This window comes from Streptomyces sp. NPDC053427 (genome assembly GCF_044544985.1).
Classification (GTDB): Bacteria; Actinomycetota; Actinomycetes; order Streptomycetales; family Streptomycetaceae; genus Streptomyces.
In genome coordinates, this window is record NZ_JBITYA010000006.1 from 305,703 (window position 1) to 332,328 (window position 26,626).

The 26,626-nt window shown below is 71.8% G+C and carries 26 protein-coding genes; 10 read left to right on the forward strand and 16 right to left on the reverse strand.

The genetic code is table 11. From position 1 onward, the window contains the following. Positions 1 to 58 precede the first annotated feature (58 nt). Positions 59 to 1,279 carry an ROK family transcriptional regulator gene (locus tag ACIGWZ_RS18805; RefSeq protein WP_400065944.1) on the reverse strand — a complete coding sequence of 407 codons (1,221 nt, stop codon included), beginning with the start codon at positions 1,277 to 1,279 and terminating at the stop codon, positions 59 to 61. 80 nt (positions 1,280 to 1,359) lie between these two features. On the opposite strand from ACIGWZ_RS18805, the gene ACIGWZ_RS18810 reads away from it, so the two are divergent. The 3 genes from ACIGWZ_RS18810 to ACIGWZ_RS18820 are packed head-to-tail and all read left to right on the forward strand — an operon-like array spanning position 1,360 to position 3,573. Next, positions 1,360 to 2,589: an MFS transporter gene (locus ACIGWZ_RS18810; protein WP_400065946.1), complete on the forward strand. Its 1,230-nt coding sequence runs from the start codon at positions 1,360 to 1,362 to the stop codon at positions 2,587 to 2,589. Between the two features lie 47 nt (positions 2,590 to 2,636). Next, the gene (locus tag ACIGWZ_RS18815) at positions 2,637 to 3,116 is read left to right on the forward strand and encodes a hypothetical protein (RefSeq protein ID WP_400065948.1); all 480 of its coding nucleotides are present in this window, start codon (positions 2,637 to 2,639) and stop codon (positions 3,114 to 3,116) included. A gap of 34 nt (positions 3,117 to 3,150) precedes the next feature. Further along, on the forward strand, positions 3,151 to 3,573 hold the full coding sequence (locus tag ACIGWZ_RS18820; protein ID WP_400065950.1) for a hypothetical protein: 423 nt from the start codon (positions 3,151 to 3,153) through the stop codon (positions 3,571 to 3,573). A 1-nt stretch (position 3,574) separates the two neighbouring features. On the opposite strand, the gene ACIGWZ_RS18825 is transcribed toward ACIGWZ_RS18820, so the two are convergent. After that, entirely contained in the window at positions 3,575 to 4,051 is a 477-nt protein-coding gene (locus ACIGWZ_RS18825) for an acyl-CoA thioesterase (protein ID WP_400065952.1), read from the reverse strand. Between the two features lie 251 nt (positions 4,052 to 4,302). Between ACIGWZ_RS18825 and ACIGWZ_RS18830 the strand changes: the two genes are divergently transcribed. Continuing rightward, a complete protein-coding gene (locus ACIGWZ_RS18830; protein WP_400065954.1) occupies positions 4,303 to 4,716 on the forward strand; it encodes a hypothetical protein in 414 nt (137 codons plus the stop codon). Positions 4,717 to 4,856: 140 nt separating this feature from the next. Here ACIGWZ_RS18830 and ACIGWZ_RS18835 read toward each other — a convergent pair whose 3' ends face one another. Then, a complete protein-coding gene (locus ACIGWZ_RS18835; RefSeq protein WP_400065956.1) occupies positions 4,857 to 6,242 on the reverse strand; it encodes a uracil-xanthine permease family protein in 1,386 nt (461 codons plus the stop codon). A 111-nt stretch (positions 6,243 to 6,353) separates the two neighbouring features. Between ACIGWZ_RS18835 and ACIGWZ_RS18840 the strand changes: the two genes are divergently transcribed. Further along, entirely contained in the window at positions 6,354 to 6,602 is a 249-nt protein-coding gene (locus tag ACIGWZ_RS18840) for a hypothetical protein (protein ID WP_400065958.1), read from the forward strand. Between the two features lie 30 nt (positions 6,603 to 6,632). Here the strand turns inward: ACIGWZ_RS18840 and ACIGWZ_RS18845 are convergent, their stop codons facing one another. Then, entirely contained in the window at positions 6,633 to 7,085 is a 453-nt protein-coding gene (locus ACIGWZ_RS18845; protein ID WP_400065960.1) for a phospholipase, read from the reverse strand. 203 nt (positions 7,086 to 7,288) lie between these two features. Between ACIGWZ_RS18845 and ACIGWZ_RS18850 the strand changes: the two genes are divergently transcribed. Then, on the forward strand, positions 7,289 to 8,044 hold the full coding sequence (locus ACIGWZ_RS18850; RefSeq protein ID WP_400065962.1) for a DUF5995 family protein: 756 nt from the start codon (positions 7,289 to 7,291) through the stop codon (positions 8,042 to 8,044). A 10-nt stretch (positions 8,045 to 8,054) separates the two neighbouring features. Next, on the forward strand, positions 8,055 to 8,987 hold the full coding sequence (locus ACIGWZ_RS18855; RefSeq protein ID WP_400065965.1) for a TIGR03619 family F420-dependent LLM class oxidoreductase: 933 nt from the start codon (positions 8,055 to 8,057) through the stop codon (positions 8,985 to 8,987). Positions 8,988 to 9,001: 14 nt separating this feature from the next. Here ACIGWZ_RS18855 and ACIGWZ_RS18860 read toward each other — a convergent pair whose 3' ends face one another. Both ACIGWZ_RS18860 and ACIGWZ_RS18865 read right to left on the reverse strand, forming a co-directional pair. Beyond that, positions 9,002 to 10,708 (reverse strand): flavin monoamine oxidase family protein, encoded by a 1,707-nt coding sequence (locus ACIGWZ_RS18860; protein WP_400065967.1) that lies wholly within the window; start codon positions 10,706 to 10,708, stop codon positions 9,002 to 9,004. A 119-nt stretch (positions 10,709 to 10,827) separates the two neighbouring features. Then, positions 10,828 to 11,676 carry a carbon-nitrogen hydrolase family protein gene (locus ACIGWZ_RS18865; RefSeq protein WP_400065969.1) on the reverse strand — a complete coding sequence of 283 codons (849 nt, stop codon included), beginning with the start codon at positions 11,674 to 11,676 and terminating at the stop codon, positions 10,828 to 10,830. Between the two features lie 349 nt (positions 11,677 to 12,025). Here ACIGWZ_RS18865 and ACIGWZ_RS18870 point away from each other — a divergent pair, with 349 nt between their 5' ends. Beyond that, positions 12,026 to 12,607: a hypothetical protein gene (locus ACIGWZ_RS18870; protein WP_400065971.1), complete on the forward strand. Its 582-nt coding sequence runs from the start codon at positions 12,026 to 12,028 to the stop codon at positions 12,605 to 12,607. A gap of 9 nt (positions 12,608 to 12,616) precedes the next feature. Here ACIGWZ_RS18870 and ACIGWZ_RS18875 read toward each other — a convergent pair whose 3' ends face one another. Beyond that, on the reverse strand, positions 12,617 to 13,537 hold the full coding sequence (locus tag ACIGWZ_RS18875) for a LysR family transcriptional regulator (protein WP_400065973.1): 921 nt from the start codon (positions 13,535 to 13,537) through the stop codon (positions 12,617 to 12,619). Between the two features lie 54 nt (positions 13,538 to 13,591). On the opposite strand from ACIGWZ_RS18875, the gene ACIGWZ_RS18880 reads away from it, so the two are divergent. Then, positions 13,592 to 15,049, forward strand: coding sequence for an MFS transporter (locus tag ACIGWZ_RS18880; protein WP_400065975.1), 1,458 nt, complete (start codon positions 13,592 to 13,594; stop codon positions 15,047 to 15,049). A gap of 34 nt (positions 15,050 to 15,083) precedes the next feature. Beyond that, the gene (locus ACIGWZ_RS18885) at positions 15,084 to 15,548 is read left to right on the forward strand and encodes a nuclear transport factor 2 family protein (RefSeq protein ID WP_400065977.1); all 465 of its coding nucleotides are present in this window, start codon (positions 15,084 to 15,086) and stop codon (positions 15,546 to 15,548) included. Here the strand turns inward: ACIGWZ_RS18885 and ACIGWZ_RS18890 are convergent. From ACIGWZ_RS18890 to ACIGWZ_RS18930, 9 genes are all read right to left on the reverse strand, one after another. After that, positions 15,545 to 16,000, reverse strand: coding sequence for an Lrp/AsnC family transcriptional regulator (locus ACIGWZ_RS18890; RefSeq protein ID WP_400065979.1), 456 nt, complete (start codon positions 15,998 to 16,000; stop codon positions 15,545 to 15,547). The two genes, ACIGWZ_RS18885 and ACIGWZ_RS18890, sit on opposite strands and share 4 nt — an antisense overlap. A 10-nt stretch (positions 16,001 to 16,010) precedes the next feature. After that, positions 16,011 to 17,483 carry an amino acid permease gene (locus ACIGWZ_RS18895; RefSeq protein WP_400065981.1) on the reverse strand — a complete coding sequence of 491 codons (1,473 nt, stop codon included), beginning with the start codon at positions 17,481 to 17,483 and terminating at the stop codon, positions 16,011 to 16,013. 418 nt (positions 17,484 to 17,901) lie between these two features. Then, complete coding sequence (locus tag ACIGWZ_RS18900; RefSeq protein ID WP_400065983.1) at positions 17,902 to 19,341, reverse strand: GuaB1 family IMP dehydrogenase-related protein; 1,440 nt, start codon at positions 19,339 to 19,341, stop codon at positions 17,902 to 17,904. Positions 19,342 to 19,504: 163 nt separating this feature from the next. Then, positions 19,505 to 19,951 (reverse strand): barstar family protein, encoded by a 447-nt coding sequence (locus ACIGWZ_RS18905; RefSeq protein ID WP_400065985.1) that lies wholly within the window; start codon positions 19,949 to 19,951, stop codon positions 19,505 to 19,507. Continuing rightward, positions 19,948 to 20,403: a ribonuclease domain-containing protein gene (locus ACIGWZ_RS18910; protein ID WP_400065986.1), complete on the reverse strand. Its 456-nt coding sequence runs from the start codon at positions 20,401 to 20,403 to the stop codon at positions 19,948 to 19,950. The genes ACIGWZ_RS18905 and ACIGWZ_RS18910 overlap by 4 nt, the downstream gene beginning before the upstream one ends. A gap of 73 nt (positions 20,404 to 20,476) precedes the next feature. Then, positions 20,477 to 21,466 (reverse strand): sugar-binding transcriptional regulator, encoded by a 990-nt coding sequence (locus ACIGWZ_RS18915; protein ID WP_400066461.1) that lies wholly within the window; start codon positions 21,464 to 21,466, stop codon positions 20,477 to 20,479. A gap of 199 nt (positions 21,467 to 21,665) precedes the next feature. Beyond that, positions 21,666 to 22,346 carry a ribulose-phosphate 3-epimerase gene (gene rpe / locus ACIGWZ_RS18920; RefSeq protein WP_400065988.1) on the reverse strand — a complete coding sequence of 227 codons (681 nt, stop codon included), beginning with the start codon at positions 22,344 to 22,346 and terminating at the stop codon, positions 21,666 to 21,668. A 137-nt stretch (positions 22,347 to 22,483) separates the two neighbouring features. Further along, a complete protein-coding gene (locus ACIGWZ_RS18925; RefSeq protein ID WP_400065990.1) occupies positions 22,484 to 24,703 on the reverse strand; it encodes an NADP-dependent isocitrate dehydrogenase in 2,220 nt (739 codons plus the stop codon). A gap of 377 nt (positions 24,704 to 25,080) precedes the next feature. Beyond that, the gene (locus tag ACIGWZ_RS18930; RefSeq protein WP_400065992.1) at positions 25,081 to 26,520 is read right to left on the reverse strand and encodes an RsmB/NOP family class I SAM-dependent RNA methyltransferase; all 1,440 of its coding nucleotides are present in this window, start codon (positions 26,518 to 26,520) and stop codon (positions 25,081 to 25,083) included. Between the last annotated feature and the right edge of the window lie 106 nt (positions 26,521 to 26,626).

Below are 26,626 nucleotides of genomic sequence, written 5' to 3' on the forward strand. Positions count from 1 at the left end.
GCCGCCGGGGCGGTCCCCGCGCCGGGGTGCGGGGCGGCACACTCCGGTCCCCGGCGGCTCAACTCGTCGGCGCGAACAGCTCGTTCTGAGCGGCGTCGCGCGCGGCGAGCACCGCGCCGAGCAGCACCGCGCGCCCGCCGACCGTCCCCGCCCGCACCTCCGTGCGCAACGGGGAGAGCCGGGCGAGGCGCTCGGCGACCCGCTCGGCGAGCGCGGCGCCGCCCGCCCGCCCGATCTCGCCGCCGAGGACGACACACCCGGGGTCGAGTACGGCGCAGACCGCCGCCACGCCGAGGGCGATCCGCGCGGCCAGGGCGTCGAGGAACGCGCTGCCGCGGCCGGCCACCGCGGCCCGTACGAGGGCTTCGGCGGGCGGCGCATCCGTAGCGTCCGGGGCGGCCGGGGCGGGCTCCTGCGTCAGGCCGTGTTCCGCCGCCAGCGCACAGATCGCGGCGGATCCGGCCAGCGAGTGGAAGCCGCCGTCGCAACCGCCGGCGGAGGGCAGCGCGTCGGTGCCGGGGACGGGCAGGAAGCCGATCTCGCCGGTGCCGCCCGAGGCGCCGCGGCGCAGGGCGCCGTCCAGGACGACGGCGGCGCCGGTGCCGTGCCCGAGCCAGAGCAGGACGAAGGTGTCGCGGTCGTGGGCCGCGCCGTCGCGCTGTTCGGCGATGGCGGCGAGGTTGACCTCGTTCTCCAGCAGGACGGCGGGGGCCTTGCGGTCGCGGAGCGCGCCGACCAGGGCGGCGTGCCAGGACGGGATCCAGTCGTTGCCGCCGAGCCTGCCGGTGGCGGGGTCGACCAGGCCGGGGGCGCCGACGGCGAGGGTGTGCGGGTGGGCGGCGCCGGCCGCGCCGAGCGCCTGGTCGAGGGCGGCGAGGACGGTCGCGACGGCGGTGCCGGGCGGGTCGTCGGGGGCGACGGGGACGGTCCGTTCGGCGCGTACCCGGCCCAGGAGGTCGGCGACCGCGAGGGTGGCGCTGCGGGTGCGCAGATCGAGGCCGACGAGATGGGCCCGGTCGGCGACGATGCCGTAGAGCCGCGCATTGGGGCCGCGCCGCTGCGCGCCGCTCTCGCCGACCACCGCGATCAGTCCGGCCTCCTGGAGGCGCTCGACCAGATCACCCACGGTCGGGCGGGACAGCCCGGTCAGCGTCTTGAGCTGACCCGCCGTCAAAGGTCCCTCGGTCTGGAGGAGTCGGAGGGCCAGCCGGTCGTTGATCCGCCGTGCGGTGGCCGGGGAGGCGGTGTGCCCTGCGGCCGCCGCGCGCGTTGCATGCATGGCCGGATCCTTTCATCCGTACGGATCAGCGGCGGGGCACTCCCTTATTAACAGGCAGGCTTCCTGATAGTTTACGCGCCATGGTCGGCACCGGCGTCCCCGACGCCCCCACCCCGCCCCCCGTCCACGGGCTGCGCCGCGCACGCCGGGCCCTCGCCCTCGTCTTCCTCGTCCACGGCGCGGTCACCGGGAACTTCGCCACCCGCGTGCCCTGGATCCAGGACCACACCGCCATCACCCCGGGCCAGCTCGGCCTGGCCCTCGCCTTCCCCGCCGTCGGCGCGTCCCTGGCCATGCCGCTGGCCGGCCGGATCAGCCACCGCCTCGGCGCCCGCACCGCGCTGCGCGTCCTGCTCGCCCTGTGGACCCTCGCCCTGGTCCTGCCCGCCCTCTCCCCCGGCCTGTATGCGCTGTGTCCGGCGCTGCTGGTCTACGGCGCGACCTCCGGCATGGCGGACGTCGCGATGAATGCGCTGGGCGTGGAGACCGAGGACCGGCTCGGCAGGCCGATCATGTCGGGGCTGCACGGCATGTGGAGCGCGGGCGCGCTGCTGGGCTCCGCGGCCGGCACCGTCGCCGCGCACGCCGGGACGGACGCCCGGCTCCATCTCGGCGCCGCCGCCGTGGTGTTGACGCTCCTCGGTGCCGCCGCCTGCCAGGGCGTGCTGGATCTGCACAGCGCCCCCGAGGAGCATCCGCCGCCCCGCTTCGCGCTGCCGCCCAGGTCCGCGCTGATCATCGGGGTCATAGGCTTCTGCGCGGTCTTCGCGGAGGGCGCGAGCCTGGACTGGTCGGCGGTCTACCTCCGGGACCGGCTGGGCACCGACGCGGGCCTGGCGGCCGCGTCGACCACCGCGTTCGCCTGCACGATGGCCGTCGCCCGGCTGGCCGGCGACAAGGTGGTGGCCCGCTACGGGGCGGTGCGCACGGTACGTGTCGGCGGCGTCCTGGCGACGGCCGGCGGCCTGCTGATCATGACGGCCGGGCATCCGGCCATGGCACTGACGGGCTTCGCCCTGATAGGGCTCGGCATCGCGGTCGTGGTCCCGCTCGCCTTCGCCGCCGCCGCCCGCAGCGGCCCGGCGCCCAGCCAGGCCATCGCGGGCGTCGCCACGATCACCTACACCTCCGGCCTGATCGCCCCGTCCGCGATCGGCGGGATCGCCCAGGCGACCTCGCTGACGGTGTCGTTCGCGCTGGTCACGACGTTGACGGTGGGGCTGGTGGCGGGGGCGCGGGTGCTGCGGGTGCCGGGGCGCGCGGCGCACAAAAAGGTGGCCGCCCCGGCAACGGATCTGGAACGCTCCTGAACCGGTGCGGCAACCGGCGCCGCACCGGCCACCTTTTCGGAGACCTCATGACCGCCGCCCCCGCACCCGAAGCCCGCCGCTTTCCGCCGCACCGGATACCCGCGGTCCGCATCGTCCACGTCGGCAACGGCGGGTGCGGCAGCCCCCATGCGGTCTGCACCGTGGACTTCGATCCGCTGCCGGACGAGGAGTTCGCGCCGGTCGTCGTCGACTGGACCGAGCGCGACCGGCGACGGAACCCGGAGAACTGGCTGCCCGGCGAGATGGCCCGGGCGCTGGAGCGGGGGATCAGGACGGCCCTGGACGAACTGCCCCCGGACGTACGGGCGGCGACCTGGTGCACGGTCACCGGGGTCCACTGGCACGAGGCCGACTCCCGCGAGCGCGCCTTCGAGCAGGCCGGCGCGATGGCCGTACAAGAGGCCCTGCGCCGCTGCGGTTTCGTCGCCCCGCCCGTGGGGAGCGAGCCCGGCAAACGCCTCGCGCCGCCCCCCGCCGGCCTGAGACGCTCACGGCCGGCGCGGTGACCGCCACCACGCCGGCGAGGCACCAGGAGCCCCCATGACCGTCCTCCCCGCGGACCGGACCCGCCGCTTCCCGCCGCAGCCCGTGCGGGAGGTGTCCATCAGGAACGTCCGCCAGACCTCGTGCTCCGGCCCGTTCGCGATCGTCACCGTGGACTTCGAACCGCTGCCGGACGACGAGGTGGCACCCGTCGTCTTCGACTGGCCGGTGCGCGACCGGCCGGAGGTCCGCGAACGGATGCGCGCCTGGCCCGAGGACCAGGGATGGGTCGGCCTGCTGGAGCGGGCGCTGGAACAGGGGGTCCGCAACGCCCTCGACGCGCTCCCGCCGGAGATCCGGCCGGCCGTCCGCTGTGCGGTCACCGACTTCCGCTGGCACCCGGTGGACTCCGGCGAGCACGCGTTCGTGCAGGCCGGCGCGATGGCCGTCCGAGAGGCCCGGCGCCGCTGCGAGCGCTGACTCAGGCCGCCGCCGCCTCCCCTTCCGGCCGCCGCAGGCCGTCCGCTATCGCGCGGGCCCGGTCCGACCACGGAGTGGGGCGCAGCGTCTCGGAGTCGACGCGGACGAGTACCCGGTGACCCCGGGCGTAGGTCTCGGCGCCGTCGGCCGAGCAGATCCGGAAGCCGTAGGTGAGACCGGTGCGGCCGAGGCGCTCGACCCACAGATGGGCGGCGTAGCGGCCGGCGCGGGTGACCGGGCGCTCGTAGGACAGGCGCATCTCCTTGATGACGTTGCACATGTCACCCGCCGCGGCCCAGTCGCCGTCGAAGCCGAAGCCGTGGCCGTGCCAGTACTCGCCCCAGGCGCGCTCGACCAGCAGCGGGTAGCGGGAGTTGTGGAGCATGCCGAGCGCGTCGAGGTCGTCGAAGTGGACGGTGACGGGGACGAGTTGGCCGTACGGGAGGGGGTGGGCGGCCTGGAGGGGTTCGACGCTCACGGGTGGTGCTCCTGAAGTTCTTGTGACGTGGTGCGTGACATGACTCGCCCCATCGTAAGCGGCCGCTTAGTACATGTTTTCCGCCGGGACGGGAAACTGCCCTGTCCTCATCATTCGGAGACCGGACGAGCGACTGTCCCGGCCGCGGACCGCGGGCCTGGGTGCGCAGCATGTCGTGGCCCTGTTCGGCACGTCGTCATGGATACCGGGACAGGGCGTGCAGTGACGGTTTCCGGAAGGATCATCAAGCAATGAACAGTGAGGCGGAGTGGTGGGCGAATCAACGCCACTTGGCGGAGCGCAGCCTGGCAGATCTCGATCGCCAGCAGATGCCGCTCAATACTCTTGCTGACGATCTGATGTGCTTCTCGGATTCGTTTGCCGATCGCGGGGAAACCTCCATGGAGGAGTTCGCCTCGCAATTGCAGATTTCCGCTGCGGAGCGGCTGGAGGAGTTCCGGTCCGCAGCCTTCGGGGTGGAAGTTATCTTCTCGGTCGCTGTCGACCAGAACTGGGATACCCTCCCTTCCGAGCAGGTCACGTCCCTCAATGGTGAACGTGACCGACTGGAGGAGCTCATCTCCCGACTTCCGATGTCATGGAATCCCGCATTTCGTGACGTTGGGTTCCCAAGGAACCACGAAGAAGCCCTTCACATGTCGTGAAGGGCTTCTCTCGAACGGCAATCCCCTATACGGCCGACTGCTGCAGTGGAGCGAATGCCTTGGCGTAAAGCTCGACCTCACGCGGCTGCGTGACGGAGAACTCCGCCGAACCCTGCCGATGCGAACGGCCGTCGCGAGCCTCAGTCGTTCCGGTCGGTAGACCTGTCGAAATCGCTGGTTCCACCGTCGAGGAGCGGCGTGCGGCTCTGACCTGCCGCGCTCGAAAGCCAACGCAGGGAGTGGTAGCCGGTCAGCACGATGAGCGTCCCAAGAGCGATGCCGCTGAGTTCGAAGGTCTCGGTGAACTTCAACGAGACGCCGCCGATGGCCACGATGATGCCGGCCGCGGCGGGGATGAGGTTCAGCGGCACGGTGAAGTCGACCTTGTTCCGCACCCAGATCTGGGCGCCCAGCAAGCCGATCATCCCGTACAGGATGACGGTGATACCGCCCAGCACCCCGCCCGGAATCGCCGCCACCACGGCGCCGAACTTCGGGCAAATGCCGAACAGCACGGCGAAGGCCGCCGCGGCGGAGTAGGCCGCGGTCGAATAGACCCGGGTCGCGGCCATCACGCCGATGTTCTCCGCGTACGTCGTGGTAGCCGGGCCGCCGACTGCGGTCGACAGAACCGTTGCCGTGCCATCGGCGACGATGGCCATCCCCATCTTGTCTTCCAGCGGGTCACCGGTCATTGCACCGACCGCCTTGATGTGCCCGGCGTTCTCAGCGATCAGCGCTACCAGGACAGGCAACGCGACAAGGATCGCGGAGGCCGAGAAGTTCGGGGCGTGAAACGTGGGAAGGCCGATCCAGTCAGCCTTCACCACACCTGAAAAGTCGATGCGCCAATGGTCCGTGAGCTTGCCCGAACCGTTGACTGAATGAATCTTTCCCATTGTGCGATCGAGAATCCAGGACAGCGCATAGCCGAAGACCAGGCCCAAGAAGATCGCGATCCGCGACCAGAAGCCGCGGAGCACGACGAGAGCCAGGCCCGTGAAGAGCATCGTCGCCAGAGCCGTCCACTGGTCCTGGGGCCAGTAGGTGGAGGCAGTAACGGGGGCGAGGTTGAAGCCGATCAGCATGACGACCGCACCGGTCACCGTGGGCGGGAGCACCGCGTGGACCACGCGAGCCCCAAGGACATGGATAGCGAAGCCGCAGGCGGCCAAGCAGACCCCCACCACGAGCATCGCGCCCGTCAGGGTGCCGACGTCACCGCCCTGGCCCGCGATCACAGCGGATACGCCCACGAAGGAGAGCGACGAACCCAAGTAACTAGGGATGCGTCCGCGGGTCATCACCAGGAACAGCACGGTTGCGACACCCGATGCCATGAGGGCGAGACTGGGGTCCAGACCCATGAGCACCGGGGCAACAAAGCATGCGCCGATCATCGACACCACGTGCTGGGCGCCGAGCGCGATCGTCCGCCCCCACGTGAGGCGTTCCCCGGGCTTGACCACCTCGCCCGGCTTCAAGTGCCGCCCGTCTCCATGAAGCTTCCACCCGAAGCCGGCCATGATCACTCTCCACATCTGCGACGCCCTGCACGTCACAGAGCCGAGGTGATTCATAGTCGAACGATTGCGTCTGGACAAACCGAAGAGGGCAGGCATCCGAGTGCCGCTGGGATGTCCCCTCTCCGGGCCGGACACAGCCACCAGGTTCCTCGCCGACACCCTCGCACCGCGCTGGGCACCATCGTCGTGCTCGCCGGCTGTCACGTCCTGCGCGCCCTGGCTCCCCCGCACCTCGAGACGCAGCCGCCGCTGCTGGACGAGGGCGCCTCCGCGTACGACGAGGACCGGGGCGACGAGGACCGGGGGCGCGAAGGCAAGGACGGCGAGGAGACGGGCGGGAGCGGGCCGGGGAACCGCTGACGACGCGGCGCGCGCCCCGGCCCGACCCGGTCAGCCGAGGTGCTTCACGGCCTCGTAGTACGTCCAGGCCAGTGCGGTGCAGGAGTTCTTCTTGGCGCCGGAGTAGCGCGCGCAGACCCGTTTCAGATCCTCGTACAGGGCGCTGTCGAGCCGCGCTTTGTTGGCGGGGAAAGTGCCCGCTTTCTTATAGTTGCGGTAGCCGAAATCATGCCGCGCACACGAGATCTCGAAGGGAAAGCCGAAGGGATTGTCGGGCGACTTGGAGCAATAGTCGGTGGACCAGTCGAAGTCGTATGCCGACCATTTCGCCTGATCTCCGCGGGCCGCCACCCAGTTGCTGTAGCTGCTCGCGTCGGTACCCGTCCAGCCGAGGAGTACGCGCGGCTTGTCGGCGGGTGCGGCCTGTGCCGGGGCGGCCGACGCCAGCAGCGCGGCCACCGTGAGGAGCGGAGCGGACAGGGCTGCGGCAAGTCTTCGGGGCATGCACGACCTCCGGAATTCGGCACCGCTTCGTATGCGGTGGCTCCTGGGGGGGGACGACGCCAAAGTATGTGGTTTTCAAAGGCCGTTGACGCTCTTTAAGGCTCACCTGAAAAGCACAAGTGGGCGCGCCAGTTATTACCCCGATCAGGTCATCGGCACACGGCAAAGGCCGCATTTCCGGGCGCTGCTGTCACGCTGAACGGATGACGAAGACTCAGCGGCGGGGAACTCGACCGGGATCCACGACGGCGGCGGGCGTGGACGAGGTGCTGGCGCGGATGCGGTCGCTGGACGCGGCGCTGCCCGCCGAGGACGGGGTGGCCGTCTTCAACCGGGTCTATCTGACCGTCACCGAAGCGGTGGCACGGCGGATCGGGGACGGCGGGTTCTCGGACCCGGCGGCCGCGGGCGAGCTCGACATCCGCTTCGCCCGGCGCTACTTCGCCGCGGTGGACGCCGCCGCCGCGGGCCTGCGCCCGCCCGCCTGCTGGCGGCCGCTGTTCCAGCTGCGCCGCCATCCCGGCGTCCACCCGCTGCAGTTCGCGCTCGCCGGGATCAATGCGCACATCGGCCACGATCTGGCGCTGGCGGTGCTGGACACCTGCCGGGCGCTGGACTGCGAACCGCCCGCCCTGGAAGGGGACTTCGACCGTATCGGCGCGGTCCTGACCGGGCTGGAGGAACGGATCCGGGAGAGCCTGATGCCCGGCCCCGATCTGCTGGACATCGCCGATCCGCTGACGCATCTCGCCGGTTCCTGGAGCCTGGAGATGGCCCGGGACGCCGCCTGGGCCGCGGCCCGGATGCTGTGGGGCGCGCGCCGACTGCCCGAGGTGGCCGAGGAGTTCGCCGAGCGGCTGGACGCGAGCGTCGGACTGGTGGGCCGATGTCTGCTCACACCCTTGCACGAGGTGGTGCCGCCGTACGGCCTCGTACCCCTTCGACGCCCGGCGCCGTAGGGTGCCGCCCATGACGCTACGGCTGGGACTCGGGCTTCCGCAGATGGCGCAGTACGATCACCGGCTCGATGTGCTGGAGGTGGCCCGCGCGGCGGAACGGACCGGGTACGACAGCGTGTGGGTCTTCGAGCGGACGGTGTTCCCGCGGGAGCCGCTGGACGGTCTGTACCGGGTGCCGGGGCTGCCCTGGCCCGACTACTACCGGATGTGCGCCGACCCGCTGGTCACGCTGTCGCTGGCCGCCGCCGTCACCGACCGGGTCCGGCTGGGCAGCAGCGTGCTGGTCTCCGGGCTGCACGCGCCGTTCCCGTTCGCCCGGACGCTGGCGACGCTGGACGCGGGCTCCGGCGGCCGGGTGCTGGCAGGGCTGGGGACGGGCTGGTCGCGCGACGAGTACCGCGCGGCCGGGGTCACCGACTTCGACGCCCGTGGCACCCAGCTGGACGAGCTGCTGGACGTCTGCGCGGCGGTCTGGGGCGCCGATCCGGTCGCGTACCGGGGCAGGTACACCGATATCGCGCCCGCCTCCGTGGGCCCCAAGCCCGCCCGTCCGATTCCCGTCTATCTGGCCGCGACCGGCGACCGGGCGCTGGAACGGGTGGCGCGGCGCGCCGACGGCTGGCTGCCCGCCCCTCTCACCGCGGATCGACTCGCCCCGCTGCTCGGCCGGTTGAACGAGGCGGCGGAGCGGCACGGCCGTGCCGCGGGGGCGATCGACGTGTCGATGCGGGTGGGTGTCGAGCCGACCGGGGCGCCGCTCCCGGAGGCGGGCCGCCCGCCGTACAGCGGCAGCCACGACCAGATCGTCGGGGATCTGGCCGCGGCCGCCGAGGCGGGCGCCCGCGAGGTGCTGCTGGATCTCCAGGTGTCCTGCCGGGACGGCAAGGAGCTGGCCGACCGCGCCGCCGAGCTGTACGGACGGGTCCGCGCGGCCGGCCTCTGACCGCTCGCCGGGGCTCAGTCCTCCGGCAGCTCGACGGGGGCGATCTCGTCGTAGACGTCCCCGGGGCCCGGGTTGGTCTCGTCGGTGCCGCCGCCGAAGTGGTGCATCACGCCCCACACGGCGTTCAGCGCGGTCTGCACCGCACCCTCGGCCCAGCCGGCCGTCCACGAGATGTCGTCGCCGGCGAGGAACAGGCCGCGCTTGTCCTCCGGCAGCCCGTCCTGCATGAAGTGGGTGAACAGGCGGCGCTGGTAGCGGTAGTGGCCGGGCAGGTTCGCCTTGAACGCGCCCATGAAGTAGGGCTCGTTCTCCCAGGACACGGTGACCGGGTTGCCGATGATGTGCTTGCGGATGTCGACCTTCGGATAGATCTCCGACAGCGACTTCAGCATGACCTCCATCCGCTCGTTGGCGTCGAGCGGCAGCCACTTGAGGCTGTCGTCGCACCACGTGTACGAGAGGCAGATCACGGCGGGCCGGTCCGGCCCGTTGTCGAGAAGGTAGGTGCCGCGGGTCATCCGGTCGGTGAGCGTCATCGACATGACGTCCCGGCCGGTGTCCTCGTCCTTGTCCAGCCAGAACGGCCGGTCGACGGGCACGAAGAGCTTGCTCGACTCCATGTAGTGCGTGCGCTCGACCGCCGTCCAGTGGTCGATGGGGAGCAGCGAGTCGTCACAGGCGATCTTGGACAGCAGCATCCAGGACTGCGCGGTGAAGATCGCGGCCTGGTAGGTGCGGATGTCGCCGGAGGCGTCCGTGACCGTGATGCGGTTGCCGGCGGTGCGGTTCAGCCGGGTGACGGCGGGGCGCGGCTCGCCGTCGTGCAGGGACTTCAGCGAGGTGCCGGGCGCCCAGTGGACGATCTTCTCCGGCTCGCGCTCCCACAGCCGCAGCGGGACCTGCTGGCTGCCGCCGACGATGCCGCGGTGGTGGTCGTCCGCCTCGGTGTAGACGACGCGCAGGATCTCCAGGATGGAGTTGGGGAAGTCGGTGTCCCAGCCGCCGGTGCCGAAGCCGACCTGGCCGAAGATCTCGCGGTGCCGGAACGACTTGAAGGCCTCGGAGTCGCAGAGGAAACCGTAGAAGGTCTGGTTGTCGAGCCGCTCGACGAGCTGCGCCCAGATCTCACGGATGCGCGGGACATCCCGCTCGCGCATGGCCTGGTTCATGTCGGAGAAGTCGGCGCCCTCGTCCAGGCAGGCGTTCCAGGCGTTCATCACGTCGCGGTAGACCTGGGGCAGGTCGTCGACCGTACGGGCGTAGTGGGACTCGCCCTTGAGGTCGACGACCGTCGACGGGGTCCCGGGCGCAAGGGGGTTGGGGAACGGCTTGGTCTCCAGGCCCACCAGGTCGATGTAGTGCTGGAAGGCGGTGGACGACGGCGGGAACCGCATCGCGCCCAGTTCGCAGTTGAGCTCGCCTTCGTCACCGGCGGCGGAGCAGCCCTCGAAGCCGACGGTGCGCAGCCGCCCACCGATCTGGTCGGCCTCGTAGACGACGGGCTTGAGCCCCATCTTCATCAGCTCGTACGCCGCGACGATGCCGGAGAGGCCGCCGCCGATGATCGCGACCTCGGTGCCGTGCTCGGTCGCCGGTATCTGGCCGAGGCCCGCCGGGTGGGCGAGGAAGTCGTCGTAGGCGTACGGGAAGTCCGGGCCGAACATGGTGATCGGCGGCTGCACGTCGGTGTGCGGGACGGCGGGGGGCACCGTGGACGTCATGGGGTACGGACTCCTTGGAGACAGGGCACAGCTGGCGGGGCAGGGTGGGGCGGCGCGGGCCGGGGTGGGCCGGCCCGCGGTGGAACGGGGGATCCGGTGGGGGGTCGGGCGGGGTCAGATCACGTCAGCGGGCCGTAGAGTTCCGGCCGCCGGTCGAGCAGATACGGGTTGTTCTCGCGCGATTCCTTGAGGAAGGCGGGGTCGACCTCGGCCCGCACCAGCTGCTCCGAGCGGCCGGCCCGGGCGCTCACCACGCCGTCCGGTCCCGCCAGGCAGCTGAGCCCGACGAACTCGAACTCGCCCTCCGCGCCGACCCTGTTCACGTACGCGACGTACATCTGGTTCTCGAAGGCGCGCACCGGAATGACGGATTCGGGAACGATCTGGAAGGGGTGCATCTGCGCGGTGGGCACCAGCAGCAGATCCGTACCGGCCAGTGCGTGCGCCCGGACGTTCTCCGGGAACTCGACGTCGTAGCAGATGATCACGCCGATCCGGACGCCGGCCAGCTCCGCCTGGACGACGGGCTGCTGCCCCGGGGTGAACCACTCCCGCTCGAAGCAGCCGAAGAGGTGCGTCTTGCGGTAGTTCGCGAGGCGGGTGCCGGCCGGCTCCGCGCCGCCCGTGCGCCAGCCGAGCCCTTCGGACGCCGAGCCCGGGGCGATCAGCTGCGCGGAGTTGTAGACGGTATCGGCGTCGGCGCGTTCGGGGTAGCCGTAGAGCACCGCGACGCCATGCTCGTCGGCGATCCTGCCGATGGCGCGGGCGCTGTCGCCGTCGGCCGGCTCGGCCAGGCGGTGGATGCCGTCGCCGATGGCGTATCCGGTCAGGAACAGCTCGGGGCAGACGAGCAGTGCGACGCCGGTGGCGGCGGCCTCGCGGGCGGCGTCCTCCAGCACCTGCAGATTGTGCGCGACATCGCCGGGCCGTCCCGAACTCTGGAGCAGGGCGGTGTGCAGGGACGGCATGGGACCCCTCGGCGGGACGGTGCGGGCGGGACGCATTGACGTTACGGGCCGCCGCCGATCCGGGACAAGGCGCCACCGTTGCGCGTCGACGGAGCATTCGTTGCGCGTTCAAGGGGCTCGGCGGTGATTTGTTGCGCGGTGGCGTTCGCGCAGGTGGGGCGGGCGCCTCAGCCCGTGGTGCGAGGGCCGAGGGAGTCCACGGGCGTAGCGGATCGCCCCTGGGTTCCGCCGTGCGGCGGAGGCACGACCGCACCACGGTCCGATGTGCCGGCCGGCTGCCGGCGGCAGTGTGTGAGGCGTCCGGAAAGGCCGGGCGAACGACCTGCTCCCGCCACGCGAAAGGGCCGCCATGAGTCGCCTCTCCCCTCTCCTCCGCCGCCGTCACCTACGGACCGCGATCGCCGCCCTGGGCGCGGCGGCGTTGATCGGTGCGGCGGCGGAGGGGTCCGCAGCCGCCTCCGGCGTCGCGCACGCCGCGCCGAGAAGCACGGCCGGGGCGGCCGCGGGCCCCAGCCTCACCGGCTCCGCCAAGCTGTACCGCTCGGCCGGCGACATCATCCACTTCGCGTTCGACGCGCATTTCGGAAGGGACGAGAGTCCGCTGGACGCGCGCGGCACCTTCCGCTTCAGCCATGTCTTCCCCGACGGGACCGGCGCGTTCGCCGAGGGACGCATCGACTGTCTGCTCACCGGCGGCAGAACGGCCACGGCCTCCGGCATCGTCACCGCGACGGACAAGCCGGGCCTGAAGGGCAAGCGGGTCGGGTTCAGCGTCCGCGACGACGGCAGGCACGACCGGCTGGGCTACAGCTGGGCCGCCACGGGCGACCCGTCGGTGACCGAGGATCTGCCCAAGTGCGTGGCGTCGGCGCCGTTCGAGATCCTGGAGAGCGGCGACTTCACGGTCGTGCCGTGGCGGGTGAAGCACTGACGGCCGTGCTCACGCCGCACGGACGGTGGCCGCGGCGAGGTCCCTGACGAGTCCCCGCAGCCAGAGGTGGCCGGCGTCCGCCTCCTGCCGCGGATGCCAGGCCATGGCCATGTTCATCGGCGGCAGAGCGAACGGGATCTCCCGTACGCACAATCCCAGTGCGCGGACCGCCGCCGCGCTGGTCCGCTCGGTGGCCAGACCGATCGCGTCGCTGTCGCGCACCATCATCAGCAAGGCCGCGAAGGTCGGGACGGTCGCGATCACCTTGCGGCGCAGGCCGAGCTCGGCGAGCGCCGCATCGATGGGGCCGCTCAGCCGGCCGCGGCGGGAGAAGTTGATGTGCGGGGCGTCGGCGAAGCGGCGCGGGGTGAGTTCCACGGCGGTCAGCGGGTGGCCGTCTCGGACCACCGCGACGCCGCGGTCGGTGAAGAGCTCTTCGCTGCGGATCTCCGGCTCGACGCTGTCGATGACCCCGAGTTCCAGGTCGGCGACGCCGTCGCGCAGCAGCGGGGCATCGACATGGCTCTCGCCCAGGAAGCGCAGGACCACCCGGGGCGCCTCCCGGGCGGCACGGGCAACGAGTCCGGGGCCGAAGGAGGCGACGAAGAGATCGTTGGCGTTGATCGTGAACACCCGCGACAGCTGGGCCGGATCGGCGGGGGCGGGCGGGGCCAGCACCCCGTGGGCCTCCTCGACCAGCTGCCGCACCCGGGCCCGGATCTCCAGGGCGCGCGGGGTGGGCACCATATGGCGGCCGGCCCGCACGAGTATCGGGTCCCCGGTCGTCCGGCGGATCCGGCCGAGGGCGCGGCTCATCGCCGGCCCGGAGAGTCCGAGCCGGTCGGCGGCCGCGGTCACGCTCTCTTCTTCGAGCAGCGCATCCAGTGCCGTCAGCAGGTTGAGGTCGATGTTTGCGTGTCGCGCAACCATGGAGTGCATACCTTGCATTTGAGGTCAACTGACCGGGACTCTAGCGTCCCGGTCATGACCTCGACGACCTCGACGAACTCGACGACCTCACCCGTTCCGCTGCCCGTCGCCGCCGGCGGCCGCACCCGGCGGCGCACGGTGACGGCGGCGCTGTGTGCCTGCGTACTGGTCGCGCAGTCCCTGGTGGCCGCGATGAATCTCGCGATACCCAAGATCGCCGCGAGCGGTCTGCACCCCTCCCCCGCCCAGCTGCTGTGGATCGTCGACACCTATGTGCTGGTGTTCGCCGGGCTGCTGGTCCCGGCCGGCGCGCTCGGCGACCGCTTCGGACGCAAGGGCGTTCTGCTGACCGGGCTCGGCGTGTTCGCCGCGGGAGCGCTGCTCAGCGCGCTGGCACCCACCCTGCCCCTGCTGCTGGCCGCCCGGGCGATATCGGGTGCGGGCGCGGCGCTGACCGTCCCGGCCACCATGGCCGTGCTGCTGTACGCCACCCCCGCCGACCGGAAGGCCGGGGCGGTCGCCGCCTGGAGCACCGCCCTCGGTATCGGCGGGATGGCGGGCAACGCCGGTGGCGCGCTGATCCTTCAGTACCTGCCCTGGCAGGGCCTGTTCTGGGCGTACGTCCCGCTGGGGCTGGGCCTGCTGTGGTGGGTGGCGAAGGCCGCGCCCCGGGTGCCGCGGGGTTCCGCGGCGCTGGATCTGCCGGGTTCGGCGCTGCTGGTCCTGGGGGCGGGCGCGCTGCTCTTCGGCGTCATCGAAGGCCCCGGTCTGGGCTGGTCCTCGGCCCCGGTGGCCGGCGCGTTCGTCCTGGCCGTGGCGGTGTTCGCGCTCTTCGTACGGCACGGACTGCGGGCCGCGCACCCGGTGCTGGACCCCCGGCTGTTCCGGCTGCCGCGGCTGCGCGCCGGAGCGGCGGGGCTGGCCGTCACCTTCTTCGGCATGTTCGCCCTGTTCTACGTCAACGCCCAGTTCCTGCAGTACGTCAAGGGCTACTCGCCGCTGCAGACCGGCTGTGCGATCGTGCCGCTGGCCCTGGGGATGATGGCCGTGACCCGCTACGGCATGCGCTGGGCGCACCGCATCGGCGAGGCCCGGACGAGCGGCGCCGGGCTGGCCCTGATCGCCCTGGGCCTGCTGCTGCTCTCCACCGCCACGGGGCACACGCCGTACCCCGTCTACCTCGTCTTCCTCCTGGTGATGTCGGCCGGTGCGGGTCTGGCGATGCCCACGCTCTCGCATGCCGTCGTGACGTCCGTGCCGTCCCACCAAGCCGGCATGGGCTCCGGACTCCAGGGAGCGGCAAGGGAGTTGGGTGCGGCGCTGGGCATCGCCGTCATCGGCACCGTGCTGTCCGTCCGCTTCAGCGCGGCCACCGGCCACGGCACCGCCGCCGCCACGGCCTTCACCGACGCCATGGCGCTCGGCTACCGGATGGCGGCGGTCGTGGTGCTGGCGGTGGGTGCGGCGGTGGCGTACGGACTGCGCACCGGGCAGCGGAACGGCCGCGCTTGACCTCAAGTCCACTTCAGGCAGCAGGCTCGCACCCGTGAACACCGAAGCGATGCACCATCAGCTCCAGCGGCTCACCGACCGCGCCGAGATCACCGACCTCCTGGACCGCTACCTCCGCTCGCTGGACAAGGGGCGGTTCGACGAGGCGTGGGCCCGCGCCTTCCACACCGAGGACGTCACCGCCGAGATGCCGATCGGCACGGTCCACGGCCGCGCCGCCCTGCTGGCGCACATCCGGCGCGGTATGGCGCTGTTCGACCGGACCGTCCACCTGGGCACCAACCCCGTCCTCGAGATCGACGGCGACCGGGCGACCGCCCGCGGTGCCCAGCTCAGTACCCATGTCCTCGCGGACGGCTCAGGGGATGTCTTCCTCTCGGCGGGCCACGCCGACAGCGAGCTGGTGCGCACCCCGGACGGCTGGCGGATCGCGGCCACCGCGCTGCGCATCGCGTGGACCCAGGGCACGCCGCCCCGGGTCCCGCAGGACACGCCCTAACTCGGCGCCCCCGACCCGAACCGCCTCAGCAGCGGCGAGAGCACCAGCACGGACTTGGTCCGTTCCACGAACGGCTCGCCCGCGATCCGCTCCAGGACCCGTTCGAAGTGCCGCATATCGGCGGCGAAGACCTGGACGATGGCGTCCGCCTCACCGGTGACGGTGGAGGCGGACGCCACTTCCGGGTAGCGCGACAGGCCGCGGTGGATCGCCTCGGGCGAGGTGTTGCGGCTGCAGTAGAGCTCGATGAACCCCTCGGTCTCCCAGCCGAGCGCGGCCGGATCGACCCGCACGGTGAATCCCGTGATGGCACCCTCGGCCCGCAGACGGTCCACCCGGCGCTTGACGGCAGGGGCGGAGAGGCCGACCTCCTGGCCGATGTCGGCAAAGCTGCGGCGGGCGTCCTCGGCGAGGGCGTGGACGATGCGTTCGTCGAGATCGTTCAGTCGCACTGCGGGTGGATCACTTCTCTGCTGTGGCCAATCGGGAGCGGCGCATGCCGTATCCGAAGTAGACCACAAGGCCGACGGCCATCCAGACCCCGAAGACTACCCAGGTCACGGCGTCGAGGCTGCCCATCATGTAGACGCAGAGCAGGAAGCCGATCGCGGGGAAGAGGGGCGAGAGCGGCGTACGGAAGGTGCGCGGCATGTCGGGGCGCTTGTAGCGCAGCACCACGACGGCCACGTTGACCAGCGCGAACGCGAAGAGCGTGCCGATGCTGGTGGCGTCGGCCAGCTGGCCCAGCGGGATCGCCGCGGCGAGCACGCCGCAGAACAGCGAGACGATCACGGTGTTGGCCCGGGGTGCGCCGCTCTTGGCGTGCACCTTGGAGAACACCTTGGGCACCAGGCCGTCCCGGGACATCGCGAACAGGATGCGGGTCTGGCCGTAGAGGACGGTCAGGACGACGCTGGCGATGGCGATGACCGCGCCGAAGGCGAGCAGCACGGCCCAGAAGTCCTGTCCGGAGACGTCCTTCATGATCCCGGCCAGGGCGGCCTCCGAGCCCTGGAACTTCTTCCACGGCATCGCACCGACCGCGATGGCGGCGACCAGGCAGTACAGCGCGGTGACGATGATCAGCGACAGCATGATCGCGCGCGGCAGGTCGCGCTGCGGGTTCTTGGCCTCCTCGCCGGCCGTGGAGGCGGCGTCGAAGCCGATGTAGGAGAAGAAGAGGGTGGCGCCCGCGGCGCTGACGCCCGTCATGCCCAGCGGCATGAAGTCGGCGTAGTTGCCCGAGCGCACACCCTGCAGGGCGACGCCGCAGAACAGCAGCAGCGCGACGATCTTGACGGCCACCATGATGGTGTTGGCGCGGGCGCTCTCCTTGGCCCCGCCGAGCAGGAAGACCATGGCCAGCATGACGACCAGCAGCGCCGGGAGGTTGAAGATGCCGCCGTCACCGGGCGGCGCGGAGAGCGCGTCGGGGATGGTGAATCCGAAGGTGCCGTCCAGCAGCTCGTTCAGATACTGCCCCCAGCCGACGGCGACGGCCGCGACCGAGACGCCGTACTCCAGGATCAGACACCAGCCGCAGATCCAGGCGACCAGCTCGCCGAGGGTGGCGTAGGCGTAGGAGTACGACGATCCCGAGACCGGGATGGTGCCGGCCAGCTCCGCGTAGGACAGCGCGGAGAACAGGGCGGTGATACCGGCGATGACGAACGAGATGATGACCGCGGGTCCGGCGTCCGGGACGGCCTCGCCGAGGACGACGAAGATGCCGGTGCCCAGGGTGGCACCGATGCTGATCATGGTCAGCTGCCACATGCCCATCGAGCGGCGGAGCGTGCCGCCCTCTCCCTGGCCGCCCTCGGCCACCAGCCGTTCGACGGGCTTGCGCCGCATCAGCCGGGTGCCGAGACCGCCCTGGGCGGGTGGCCGGGGGTCGCTGGCCCCTGCGGGCGGGGCTGCGCCGTGCTCCAACACTGGGGTGGCTCCTTTATCGCTGCCGGTCGGATGGCGGAATCCATGCGGGATTCCGTTGACGGTTCCGATGACGGGTTCCGGAGGGCGCGCACTGCGGTGGGCGGCCCTCACGGAGACGGATGGCGGCGACCGACGGCGGTCCGCACGCGGGCATGCCGAAGCAACCCGCGCAAAGGGGAGACCGCCGAGCAGGCGGCCTCCGCCACTCCACGTACCGCGGTGAACCTTACGGTGCCGCGCTGACCTGCCGTAATGCGGGTTCCTTGCGCAATGGCGGAGGATCGTTGCGCACCGGCGGGGCGGACGGTGGTTCGTTGCGCGAAGGTGTGCAAAATCGCCGTGAAGCCCGGGAGGCGGGCCGGCCCGCAAACGGCGAGCGGCCCCGCACCGGTCCGGTGCGGGGCCGCTCGCCGGAGCGTCAGCTCCAGCTGTCGTGCAGCGGCTTGCCCTCGGCGTAACCGGCGGCGCTCTGCACGCCGACCACGGCCTTCTCGGCGAACTCCTCCAGGGAGCCCGCGCCCGCGTAGGTGCAGGAGCTGCGGACGCCCGCGATGATCGAGTCGATCAGGTCCTCGACGCCCGGACGGGCCGGGTCGACGAACATCCGCGAGGTGGAGATGCCCTCCTCGAAGAGGCCCTTGCGGGCCCGGTCGTAGGACGACTCCTCGCTCGTACGGCGCTGGACCGCACGGGCGGAGGCCATGCCGAAGCTCTCCTTGTACGGCCGCCCCTCGGCGGTGTGCTGGAGGTCGCCCGGCGACTCCAGCGTGCCCGCGAACCAGGAGCCGATCATGACGTTGGACGCGCCCGCGGCCAGCGCCATCGCGACGTCGCGCGGGTGGCGGACGCCGCCGTCGGCCCAGACGTGCTTGCCGTACTTCTTGGCCTCGGCGGCGCATTCGAGCACCGCGGAGAACTGCGGCCGGCCCACGCCGGTCATCATCCGGGTCGTGCACATGGCGCCCGGTCCGACGCCGACCTTGATGATGTCCGCGCCGGCCTCGATCAGATCGCGCACGCCCTCGGCGGCGACGATGTTGCCCGCCACGATCGGGACCTGCGGGTCCAGCGCCCGGACGGCCCGGACGGCGCTGATCATGCCCTCCTGGTGGCCGTGCGCGGTGTCCACCACGAGGGTGTCCACGCCGGCGTCCAGCAGCGCCTTGGCCTTGCCCGCCACATCGCCGTTGATGCCGACGGCGGCGGCGATCCGCAGCTTGCCGTCGGCGTCGGTGGCGGGGGTGTAGAGGGTGGCGCGCAGGGCGCCCTTGCGGGTCAGGATGCCGACGAGCTTGCCGTCCGCGTCGACCGCGGGGGCGAGCTTGCGGTTGGCGGCGTCGAGGCGGTTGAAGGCCTCGCGCGGGTCGATGTCCGCGTCCAGGACGAGCAGGTCCTTGGACATGACCTCGGACACCTGGGTGAAGCGGTCCACCCCGGCCAGGTCGTGCTCGGTGACGACGCCGACCGGGCGCCCGCTCTCGACGACGATGCCCGCGCCGTGCGCCCGCTTGGGCAGCAGCGACAGGGCGTCCGCGACGGTCGCGACCGGGGACAGCACGATCGGGGTGTCCAGGACGAGGTGCCGGCGCTTGACCCAGGTGACGACCTCGGTGACGACGTCGAGCGGGATGTCCTGCGGAATGACCACGAGGCCGCCCCGGCGGGCGACGGTCTCGGCCATCCGGCGGCCGGCGATCGCCGTCATGTTGGCGACAACAAGAGGAATGGTGGTGCCGGTCCCGTCGGGCGCGGAAAGATCCACGCCCTGTCGGGAACCCACCGCGGAGCGGCTGGGCACCATGAACACATCGTCGTACGTCAGGTCGTACGGCGGCTTGGCATCGTTCAGGAAACGCATACTGGCTCTCTCACCTGCGATTTTACGTCTGGGCCGGTGGGGAGTCAGCGCCGAACCGTAAGCCGGATCAGGCTGCGGCTCCTAGGACATCATCCCTCATTGCCGCGCGAATGAGCGAACCGGTGTTCCATTGGTGCGATGCGACACCTCCCCCTGGACGTTCCTACGAACGCCCCGATGCGGGGTTGCGCGCCATGATCACGACGAGTCCGGTGTCCGTTCCGCGCCAGTATCCGACCGCGTCCGCGAGCACCCCCTCGACGATGCTCCAGTCGTCCGGCGCGGCCGCCGCGTACCCCTGCCAGCCCGAGAGCGCCAGCAGCCGGCCGCCGTCAGCGGGGCACCAGGACAGATCGGTGAGGCAGTCGGCGAGCGCGTCCCAGTTGCGGCCGAACCAGTGCGGCAGCCGCAGCGAGCGGGCGCACCGCTCCATGAACTCCGCCTTGTCCACGGCCCCTTGAAGATCGAGGGCGGCAACGCTCCACCCGACGTCCCGGGCGGCGGCCAGCGCGTCGGCCACCGGCCGGTCCGCGGGCCAGGGCAGCACCCCCGGGGGCGTACTGCCGTCGAGCACGGCCGCCAGTGGCCGGGGTACGGAACCCGTCGTCATCGCAGTACCGCCTTGAAGGTTCGGTAGTGGTCATCGGTGTAGTACGTCTCATGGCCCTCGCCGGTGACGAGGCGCCGGGCGCCGCGGTCCGGTGAGCCGGGGGTCGGGACCGTGTACTCGTGGTAGTAGCCGCGTGGATGAGCGGGCAGGTGCCGCTCGCGGTTGCCGAAGACGGTCCCGTCCTGGCGGTACCGGAAGGGCCCGCCGGCGTCGATGAGCCGGAGGGTGTCGCGCGCCTGCGGGGGCAACTCGCCCACGGGGACGGCGGGCAGGCCGTTGGCCCGGCCGGGTACGCGGGGCGAGGCGGGGTCGGTGGACGCGGGCGAGGGCGCCGTCTGCGACGTCCCCTTCAGGCCGGCGCCCGTGGAACATCCGGTGAGCACCAGCAGCAGCCCGGCGAGCAGCGCGCCGATGAGGGCTGCGGCCCGGCGCGGGGTGAAGCGGATCACCATGGCGCCGATGCTGTCACAGCCGCGCCCGCGCTGCCCGCCGGTGACCGGCGGCGCGGGCGGGCCGGAGTGCGGGTCAGGCCCCGTCGGGGTCCGCCCGGTCGAGTGCGGGGCGCGGCCCGGGGCCGGTCTCCAGCAGCAGATGGTCGGCGGCGGCGGTGTCCGTCACCAGGCTCGTGACGAGACCGGAACGGAGCACCGCGCCGATCGCCGCGGCCTTGCGCCGGCCGCCCGCGATCGCCACCACCTCGGGGATCCGGCGCAGCCGGTCGGCCTCGACCGTGATGCAGCGTTCGCCCAGGTCACGGCCGATGCGGCGGCCCTCGGTGTCGAAGAGGTGCGCGGACATCTCGGCGGCCGCGCCCAGCGAGGCGTAATGCTCCCGCTCGTCCTCGGACAGCATGTCGTAGACCGTCGAGACGCCCGGCTCCCAGGAGCCGATGGAGACACAGGCGACGGTGACCTTGTCGAAGTACTCGAAGGCGCGGGCGATGCCGGTCTGGCCGCGCAGCGCGGCGGCGGTCGCCGAGTCGGGCAGCAGCATCGGCGCGTAGATCGGGTGCGCCTCGCCGCCGGAGACATCGGCCGCACGGCGGACCGCCTCGACCGAGCCGCGGTCGGCGGTGCCCGCGTCGTAGACGCCGGTCAGCTGGACAACGGTGCACGGCGGGAGCCGGTGCAGCGCGGCGGCCATGTGAATGGTCGACCGGCCCCAGGCCAGGCCGAGTACGTCGCCCTCGGCGACCAGCTCGCCCAGCAGGTCGGCCGCGACCTCGCCGAGGTTCTCCGGGTCCGCGGCGTCCTCGGAGGCGTCGGCGGGCGACTCCACGACGACGGCATGCCGCAGGCCGTAGCGGGCCCGCAGCGCGTCGGAGCGTTCGGCGTCGAGCTCGGAGGGCACCCGGATCTCGATCCGTACGAGGTCCCGTTCCAGCGCCGTCTCCAGCACGCGGGCGACCTTGAACCGGCTGACGCCGAATTCGTCCGCGATCTGGATCTTGGACTTGCCCTCAAGATAGAAGCGGCGGGCCATCGCCGCCGCCTGCACCAGCTCGGCGGGGCCCATTCCGGACTGTGGGCGGCTGGCTACCACGAAATTCTCCCCTTTTGCGCATCTGATCGAGTCTTTGCTCATCCTTTCAGAAACCGGAGGTGTACGGGGACCATGACCGCTTCGACGGCCGTGAACGCTCGGTTGCGACTCGGACAACCCGTGGCACGCTCCGTCTCATATGAAGCGGCCCACCCCGTGCGCCCCGTCCGCCTCAGTGGGCGCAGCCCCAGCTCGCCGCCGTGGCCGCCGCGGCCTTCTCCCGCAGATCGCGCACCGCCTTGGCCGGATCGTCCGCGCCGTAGACGGCCGAACCCGCGACGAACACATCGGCGCCCGCCTCCGCGCACCGCTCGATGGTGGCGTCGGAGACCCCGCCGTCCACCTGGAGCCACAGCTCGAGGCCGTGCTTGGAGATCAGCTCACGGGTCCGGCGGATCTTCGGCAGCATGATGTCCAGGAACGCCTGGCCGCCGAAGCCCGGCTCCACGGTCATGATCAGCAGCATGTCGAGCTCGGGGAGCAGATCCTCGTACGGCTCGATCGGAGTGGCGGGCTTCAGCGCCATCGAGGCCCGCGCCCCCTTGGCCCGGATCTCCCGCGCCAGCCGTACGGGCGCCGCCGCGGCCTCCGCGTGGAAGGTGACGGAGCCGGCCCCGGCCTCGATGTACTGCGGCGCCCAGCGGTCCGGGTCCTCGATCATCAGGTGCAGGTCGAGCGGGGTGTCCGTCGCCTTGCTCAGCGACTCGACGATCGGCACGCCGAGCGTGAGGTTGGGGACGAAGTGGTTGTCCATGACGTCGACATGGAGCCAGTCGGCGCCCTCGACGGCCTTCGCCTCCTCGGCGAGGCGGGCGAAGTCGGCGGACAGGATGCTGGGGTTGATCAAGGCCATGCCACCAGTATGGCGTGACGCCCGCGGGCCGGCGGAGGCGGGCGCCCGTCGCCGCAGGCCCGCGCTCCGCAGCGGACACGGAACCGCCCCGGCCGGGGATACCGGCCGGGGCGGAACGGGCTGTGCCGACCTGCTCGTCAGGCGAGGATCGCCAGCGCCTGGTTGAGGGTCGCCGACGGACGCATGACGGCCGAGGCCTTGGCGGCGTCGGGCTGGTAGTAGCCGCCGATCTCGGCGGGCGAGCCCTGCACCGCGATCAGCTCGTCGACGATCGTCTGCTCCTGCTCGGTCAGCGTCTTGGCCAGGGCCGCGAACGCCTCCGCGAGCTGCGCGTCGTCGGTCTGCTTGGCCAGCTCCTGCGCCCAGTACAGCGCGAGGTAGAAGTGGCTGCCGCGGTTGTCGATGCCACCGAGGCGGCGGCTGGGCGACTTGTCGTTCTCCAGGAACGTGGCCGTCGCGCGGTCGAGGGTGTCGGCGAGCACCTGGGCGCGCGCGTTGCCCGTGGTCTGCGCGAGGTGCTCGAAGCTGACGCCCAGCGCGAGGAACTCACCCAGGCTGTCCCAGCGCAGGTAGTTCTCCTTGACCAGCTGCTGGACGTGCTTGGGCGCGGAGCCGCCGGCGCCGGTCTCGAACAGCCCGCCGCCGTTCATCAGCGGCACGACGGACAGCATCTTGGCGCTGGTGCCCAGCTCCAGGATCGGGAACAGGTCCGTCAGGTAGTCACGCAGCACATTGCCGGTGACCGAGATCGTGTTCTCGCCGCGGCGGATGCGCTCCAGCGAGAACTTGATCGCGTCGACCGGCGACATGATCTCGATCTGCAGGCCGTCGGTGTCGTGCTCGGGCAGGTACTGCCCGACCTTGGCGATCAGGCTGGCGTCGTGCGCCCGGCCCTCGTCGAGCCAGAACACGGCCGGGTCGCCGGTCGCGCGGGCGCGGGTGACGGCGAGCTTGACCCAGTCCTGGATCGGCGCGTCCTTGGTCTGGCACATCCGGAACACGTCGCCGGCGCTGACGACCTGCTCCAGCACGGCGTTGCCGGCCTCGTCGACGACCCGCACGGTGCCCGTGGCGGGGATCTCGAAGGTCTTGTCGTGGCTGCCGTACTCCTCGGCCTTCTGCGCCATCAGACCGACGTTCGGCACCGAGCCCATGGTCGCCGGGTCGTACGCGCCGTGCTCGCGGCAGTCGTCGATGACGACCTGGTAGATGCCCGCGTAGCTGCTGTCGGGGATGACCGCGAGGGTGTCGGCCTCCGCGCCGTCCGGGCCCCACATGTGGCCGGAGGTACGGATCATGGCCGGCATCGAGGCGTCGACGATGACATCGCTCGGCACGTGCAGGTTGGTGATGCCGCGGTCGGAGTCGACCATCGCCAGCTCCGGGCCCTTGGCCAGCTCGGCCTCGAAGGACGCCTTGATCGCCGCGCCCTCGGGCAGCGACTCCAGGCCCTTGAGGATGCCGCCCAGACCGTCGTTCGGGGTCAGCCCGGCCGCGGCGAGCGCCGCACCGTGCTGGGCGAAGGTGTCGGGGAAGAAGGCCCGTACGACGTGGCCGAAGATGATCGGGTCGGAGACCTTCATCATCGTGGCCTTGAGGTGTACGGAGAACAGCACGCCCTCGGCCTTGGCGCGAGCGACCTGCGCCGTGAGGAACTCCCGCAGCGCCGCGACGCGCATGACGGACGCGTCCACGACCTCACCCGCGATCACCGGCACCGACTCGCGCAGCACGGTGGTGCTGCCGTCGTCCCCGTGCAGCTCGATGCGCAGCGCACCGGCCTCGCCGATCACGGCGGACTTCTCGGTGGAACGGAAGTCGTCGACGCCCATGGTCGCGACGTTCGTCTTGGACTCGGGCGTCCAGGCACCCATCCGGTGCGGGTGCGCCTTGGCGTAGTTCTTCACCGCCGCGGCCGCACGGCGGTCCGAGTTGCCCTCGCGCAGGACCGGGTTGACGGCGCTGCCCTTGACCTTGTCGTAGCGCGCGCGGACGTCCTTTTCCTCGTCGCTCTTCGGGTCGTCCGGGTAGTCCGGCAGCGCGTAACCCTGCTCCTGCAGCTCGGCGATCGCCGCCTTCAGCTGCGGAATCGACGCCGAGATGTTCGGCAGCTTGATGATGTTCGCGCCCGGCGTCTTGGCCAGCTCACCGAGCTCGGCCAGCGCGTCGTCGATCCGCTGGCTCTCCTCGAGGCGCTCGGGGAAGCTGGCGATGATCCGCCCGGCCAGGGAGATGTCGCGGGTCTCCACCGAGACGCCGGCGGTCGATGCGTATGCCTGGATCACAGGCAGGAACGAATGCGTCGCCAGGGCCGGAGCCTCGTCAGTGTGCGTATAGATGATGGTCGAGTCAGTCACCGGGTGCTCCGCTCCAGGTCTCTCCACGTCTCCAACATTGCTCGACATCAAGATATCTCGTGATCGCCTTGCTCTCGACAGCGCCCGGGGACGAGCGGGGGGAGAGACGTGTCACCCCGGGCCGCGGGGGCCGGGACCGCGGGGGCGCGCTCCGCCGTCGGCCTCGGCGAAAAGGGCACGTGGCCGGTGTCAGGGGTACGACGAAAGCTTCCGCCGGACGAGGACCTCGGAGCTCGGCAGGCGCTCGGAAAACCGGCTCGTCGGGTCGGCCCCAGGTAGTGCCTGACCAGCTCGTCCCTCGCGGAACAGGGCACCGCCGGATGAGTGCCGACGGGGACGTCGCCGAGCCGAACGCCGAGCTGCGTGCCCCGCTCCCCTCAGCCCACCCGCCGCAGCAACGCCAGATACATCGCATCCGTCCCGTGCAGATGCGGCCACAGCTGGACGTCCGGCCCGTCGCCCAGCGCCGGGATCCCCGGCATCAGCGGTCGGGCGTCGATGAACTCCACGTCCACCGCCGGGCCGCCGCGCCCCTTGATGACGTCGTCCACGACGGCGCGCGTCTCGGCGAGATGGGGCGAGCAGGTCGCGTAGCCGACGACGCCCCCGACGCGTACGGCCGCCAGGGCCTGCCGGAGCAGTTCGCGCTGGAGCGGGGCGAAGCCGTCCAGGTCCTCGGGGCGTCGGCGCCAGCGGGCCTCGGGGCGGCGGCGCAGGGCGCCCAGGCCCGTGCACGGTACGTCCACCAGGACCCGGTCGAAGGCTCCGGGGCGCCAGGCGGGGCGGGTGCCGTCGGCGGCGATGACGGTGTACGGGCCGGGGTTGCCCTCGAGGGCACGCGCCACCAGGCGGGCGCGGTGCGGCTGCTTCTCGGAGGCCAGCAGGGCGGCGCCGCGCTGCGCGGCCAGCGCGCCCAGGAGGGCGGCCTTGCCACCGGGGCCCGCGCAGCCGTCCAGCCAGGCCCGGTCGGGACCCTCCAGCGGCGCATTCGCCAGCGCGATCGCGACGAGCTGGCTGCCCTCGTCCTGGACGCCGGCCCGCCCCTCGCGTACGGCGTCCAGCGCGCCCGGCTCGCCGCCCTCCGCGAGCCGCACGGCGTACGGGGACCAACGGCCCGGCAGCGCGCTGTCCTCGCCGACGGCGGCCACCAGCTCCTCGGCGGTGGCCCGGCCCGGCCGCGCCACCAGCGTCACCTCGGGCCGCTCGTTGTCCGCCTCCAGCAGGTCCTCGATGCCGGCCCGGCCGCCGCCGAGGGCGTCCCACAGGGCCGAGACGACCCAGCGCGGGTGGGCGTGCACCACTCCGAGGTGGTCCTCGGGATCCTCGTCGTAGTCCGGCGCGACCCGCTCCAGCCACCCGTCCAGGTCATGGGCCGCGACCTTGCGCAGCACCGCATTGACGAACTTGGCCCGCCCGTCGCCGAGCACCACCCGCGCCAGCTCCACGCTCGCGCTGACCGCGGCATGCGTCGGGATCCGGGTGCCGAGCAGCTGGTGCGCACCGAGCGTCAGCACGTCCAGCACCGGCGGGTCGACCTCCCGCAGCGGCCGGTCCACGCACTGCGCGATGATCGCGTCGTAGGTGCCCTGCCGCCGCAGCGTGCCGTACACCAGCTCGGTCGCCAGCGCCGCGTCCCGGCTGTCGAAGTTCCCGCCCTCGCGCGCCTTGCGCAGCAGCGGCGGCAGCACGAGGTTCGCGTACGCGTCCCGCTCGTCGACGGCCCGCAGCGCCTCGAACGCGAGGATCCGGACCGGGTCCTTCTGCGGACGGCGATAGGGCTTACGGGTGCCATGACGGCGAGGCGGCTGCTGACTCACAGAAAGGTGCTCCGGATACGAGAGAGGGGACCGGCACCAGCCTACGCGGGCTGCGCCGGCCCCCGCCGCGGGGACGTCCCGGGCCAGGGCGCTTCTGACGGCGACG

Coding starts and splice junctions, on each gene's coding strand:
- ACIGWZ_RS18805 (WP_400065944.1), bottom strand. CDS start 1,279: ATGCATGCAACGCGCGCGGCGGCCGCAGGGCACACCGCCTCCCCGGCC.
- ACIGWZ_RS18810 (WP_400065946.1), top strand. CDS start 1,360: ATGGTCGGCACCGGCGTCCCCGACGCCCCCACCCCGCCCCCCGTCCAC.
- ACIGWZ_RS18815 (WP_400065948.1), top strand. CDS start 2,637: ATGACCGCCGCCCCCGCACCCGAAGCCCGCCGCTTTCCGCCGCACCGG.
- ACIGWZ_RS18820 (WP_400065950.1), top strand. CDS start 3,151: ATGACCGTCCTCCCCGCGGACCGGACCCGCCGCTTCCCGCCGCAGCCC.
- ACIGWZ_RS18830 (WP_400065954.1), top strand. CDS start 4,303: ATGAACAGTGAGGCGGAGTGGTGGGCGAATCAACGCCACTTGGCGGAG.
- ACIGWZ_RS18835 (WP_400065956.1), bottom strand. CDS start 6,242: ATGGCCGGCTTCGGGTGGAAGCTTCATGGAGACGGGCGGCACTTGAAG.
- ACIGWZ_RS18840 (WP_400065958.1), top strand. CDS start 6,354: ATGTCCCCTCTCCGGGCCGGACACAGCCACCAGGTTCCTCGCCGACAC.
- ACIGWZ_RS18845 (WP_400065960.1), bottom strand. CDS start 7,085: ATGCCCCGAAGACTTGCCGCAGCCCTGTCCGCTCCGCTCCTCACGGTG.
- ACIGWZ_RS18850 (WP_400065962.1), top strand. CDS start 7,289: ATGACGAAGACTCAGCGGCGGGGAACTCGACCGGGATCCACGACGGCG.
- ACIGWZ_RS18855 (WP_400065965.1), top strand. CDS start 8,055: ATGACGCTACGGCTGGGACTCGGGCTTCCGCAGATGGCGCAGTACGAT.
- ACIGWZ_RS18860 (WP_400065967.1), bottom strand. CDS start 10,708: ATGACGTCCACGGTGCCCCCCGCCGTCCCGCACACCGACGTGCAGCCG.
- ACIGWZ_RS18865 (WP_400065969.1), bottom strand. CDS start 11,676: ATGCCGTCCCTGCACACCGCCCTGCTCCAGAGTTCGGGACGGCCCGGC.
- ACIGWZ_RS18870 (WP_400065971.1), top strand. CDS start 12,026: ATGAGTCGCCTCTCCCCTCTCCTCCGCCGCCGTCACCTACGGACCGCG.
- ACIGWZ_RS18875 (WP_400065973.1), bottom strand. CDS start 13,537: ATGGTTGCGCGACACGCAAACATCGACCTCAACCTGCTGACGGCACTG.
- ACIGWZ_RS18880 (WP_400065975.1), top strand. CDS start 13,592: ATGACCTCGACGACCTCGACGAACTCGACGACCTCACCCGTTCCGCTG.
- ACIGWZ_RS18900 (WP_400065983.1), bottom strand. CDS start 19,341: ATGCGTTTCCTGAACGATGCCAAGCCGCCGTACGACCTGACGTACGAC.
- ACIGWZ_RS18905 (WP_400065985.1), bottom strand. CDS start 19,951: ATGACGACGGGTTCCGTACCCCGGCCACTGGCGGCCGTGCTCGACGGC.
- ACIGWZ_RS18910 (WP_400065986.1), bottom strand. CDS start 20,403: ATGGTGATCCGCTTCACCCCGCGCCGGGCCGCAGCCCTCATCGGCGCG.
- ACIGWZ_RS18915 (WP_400066461.1), bottom strand. CDS start 21,466: ATGGGCCCCGCCGAGCTGGTGCAGGCGGCGGCGATGGCCCGCCGCTTC.
- rpe (WP_400065988.1), bottom strand. CDS start 22,346: ATGGCCTTGATCAACCCCAGCATCCTGTCCGCCGACTTCGCCCGCCTC.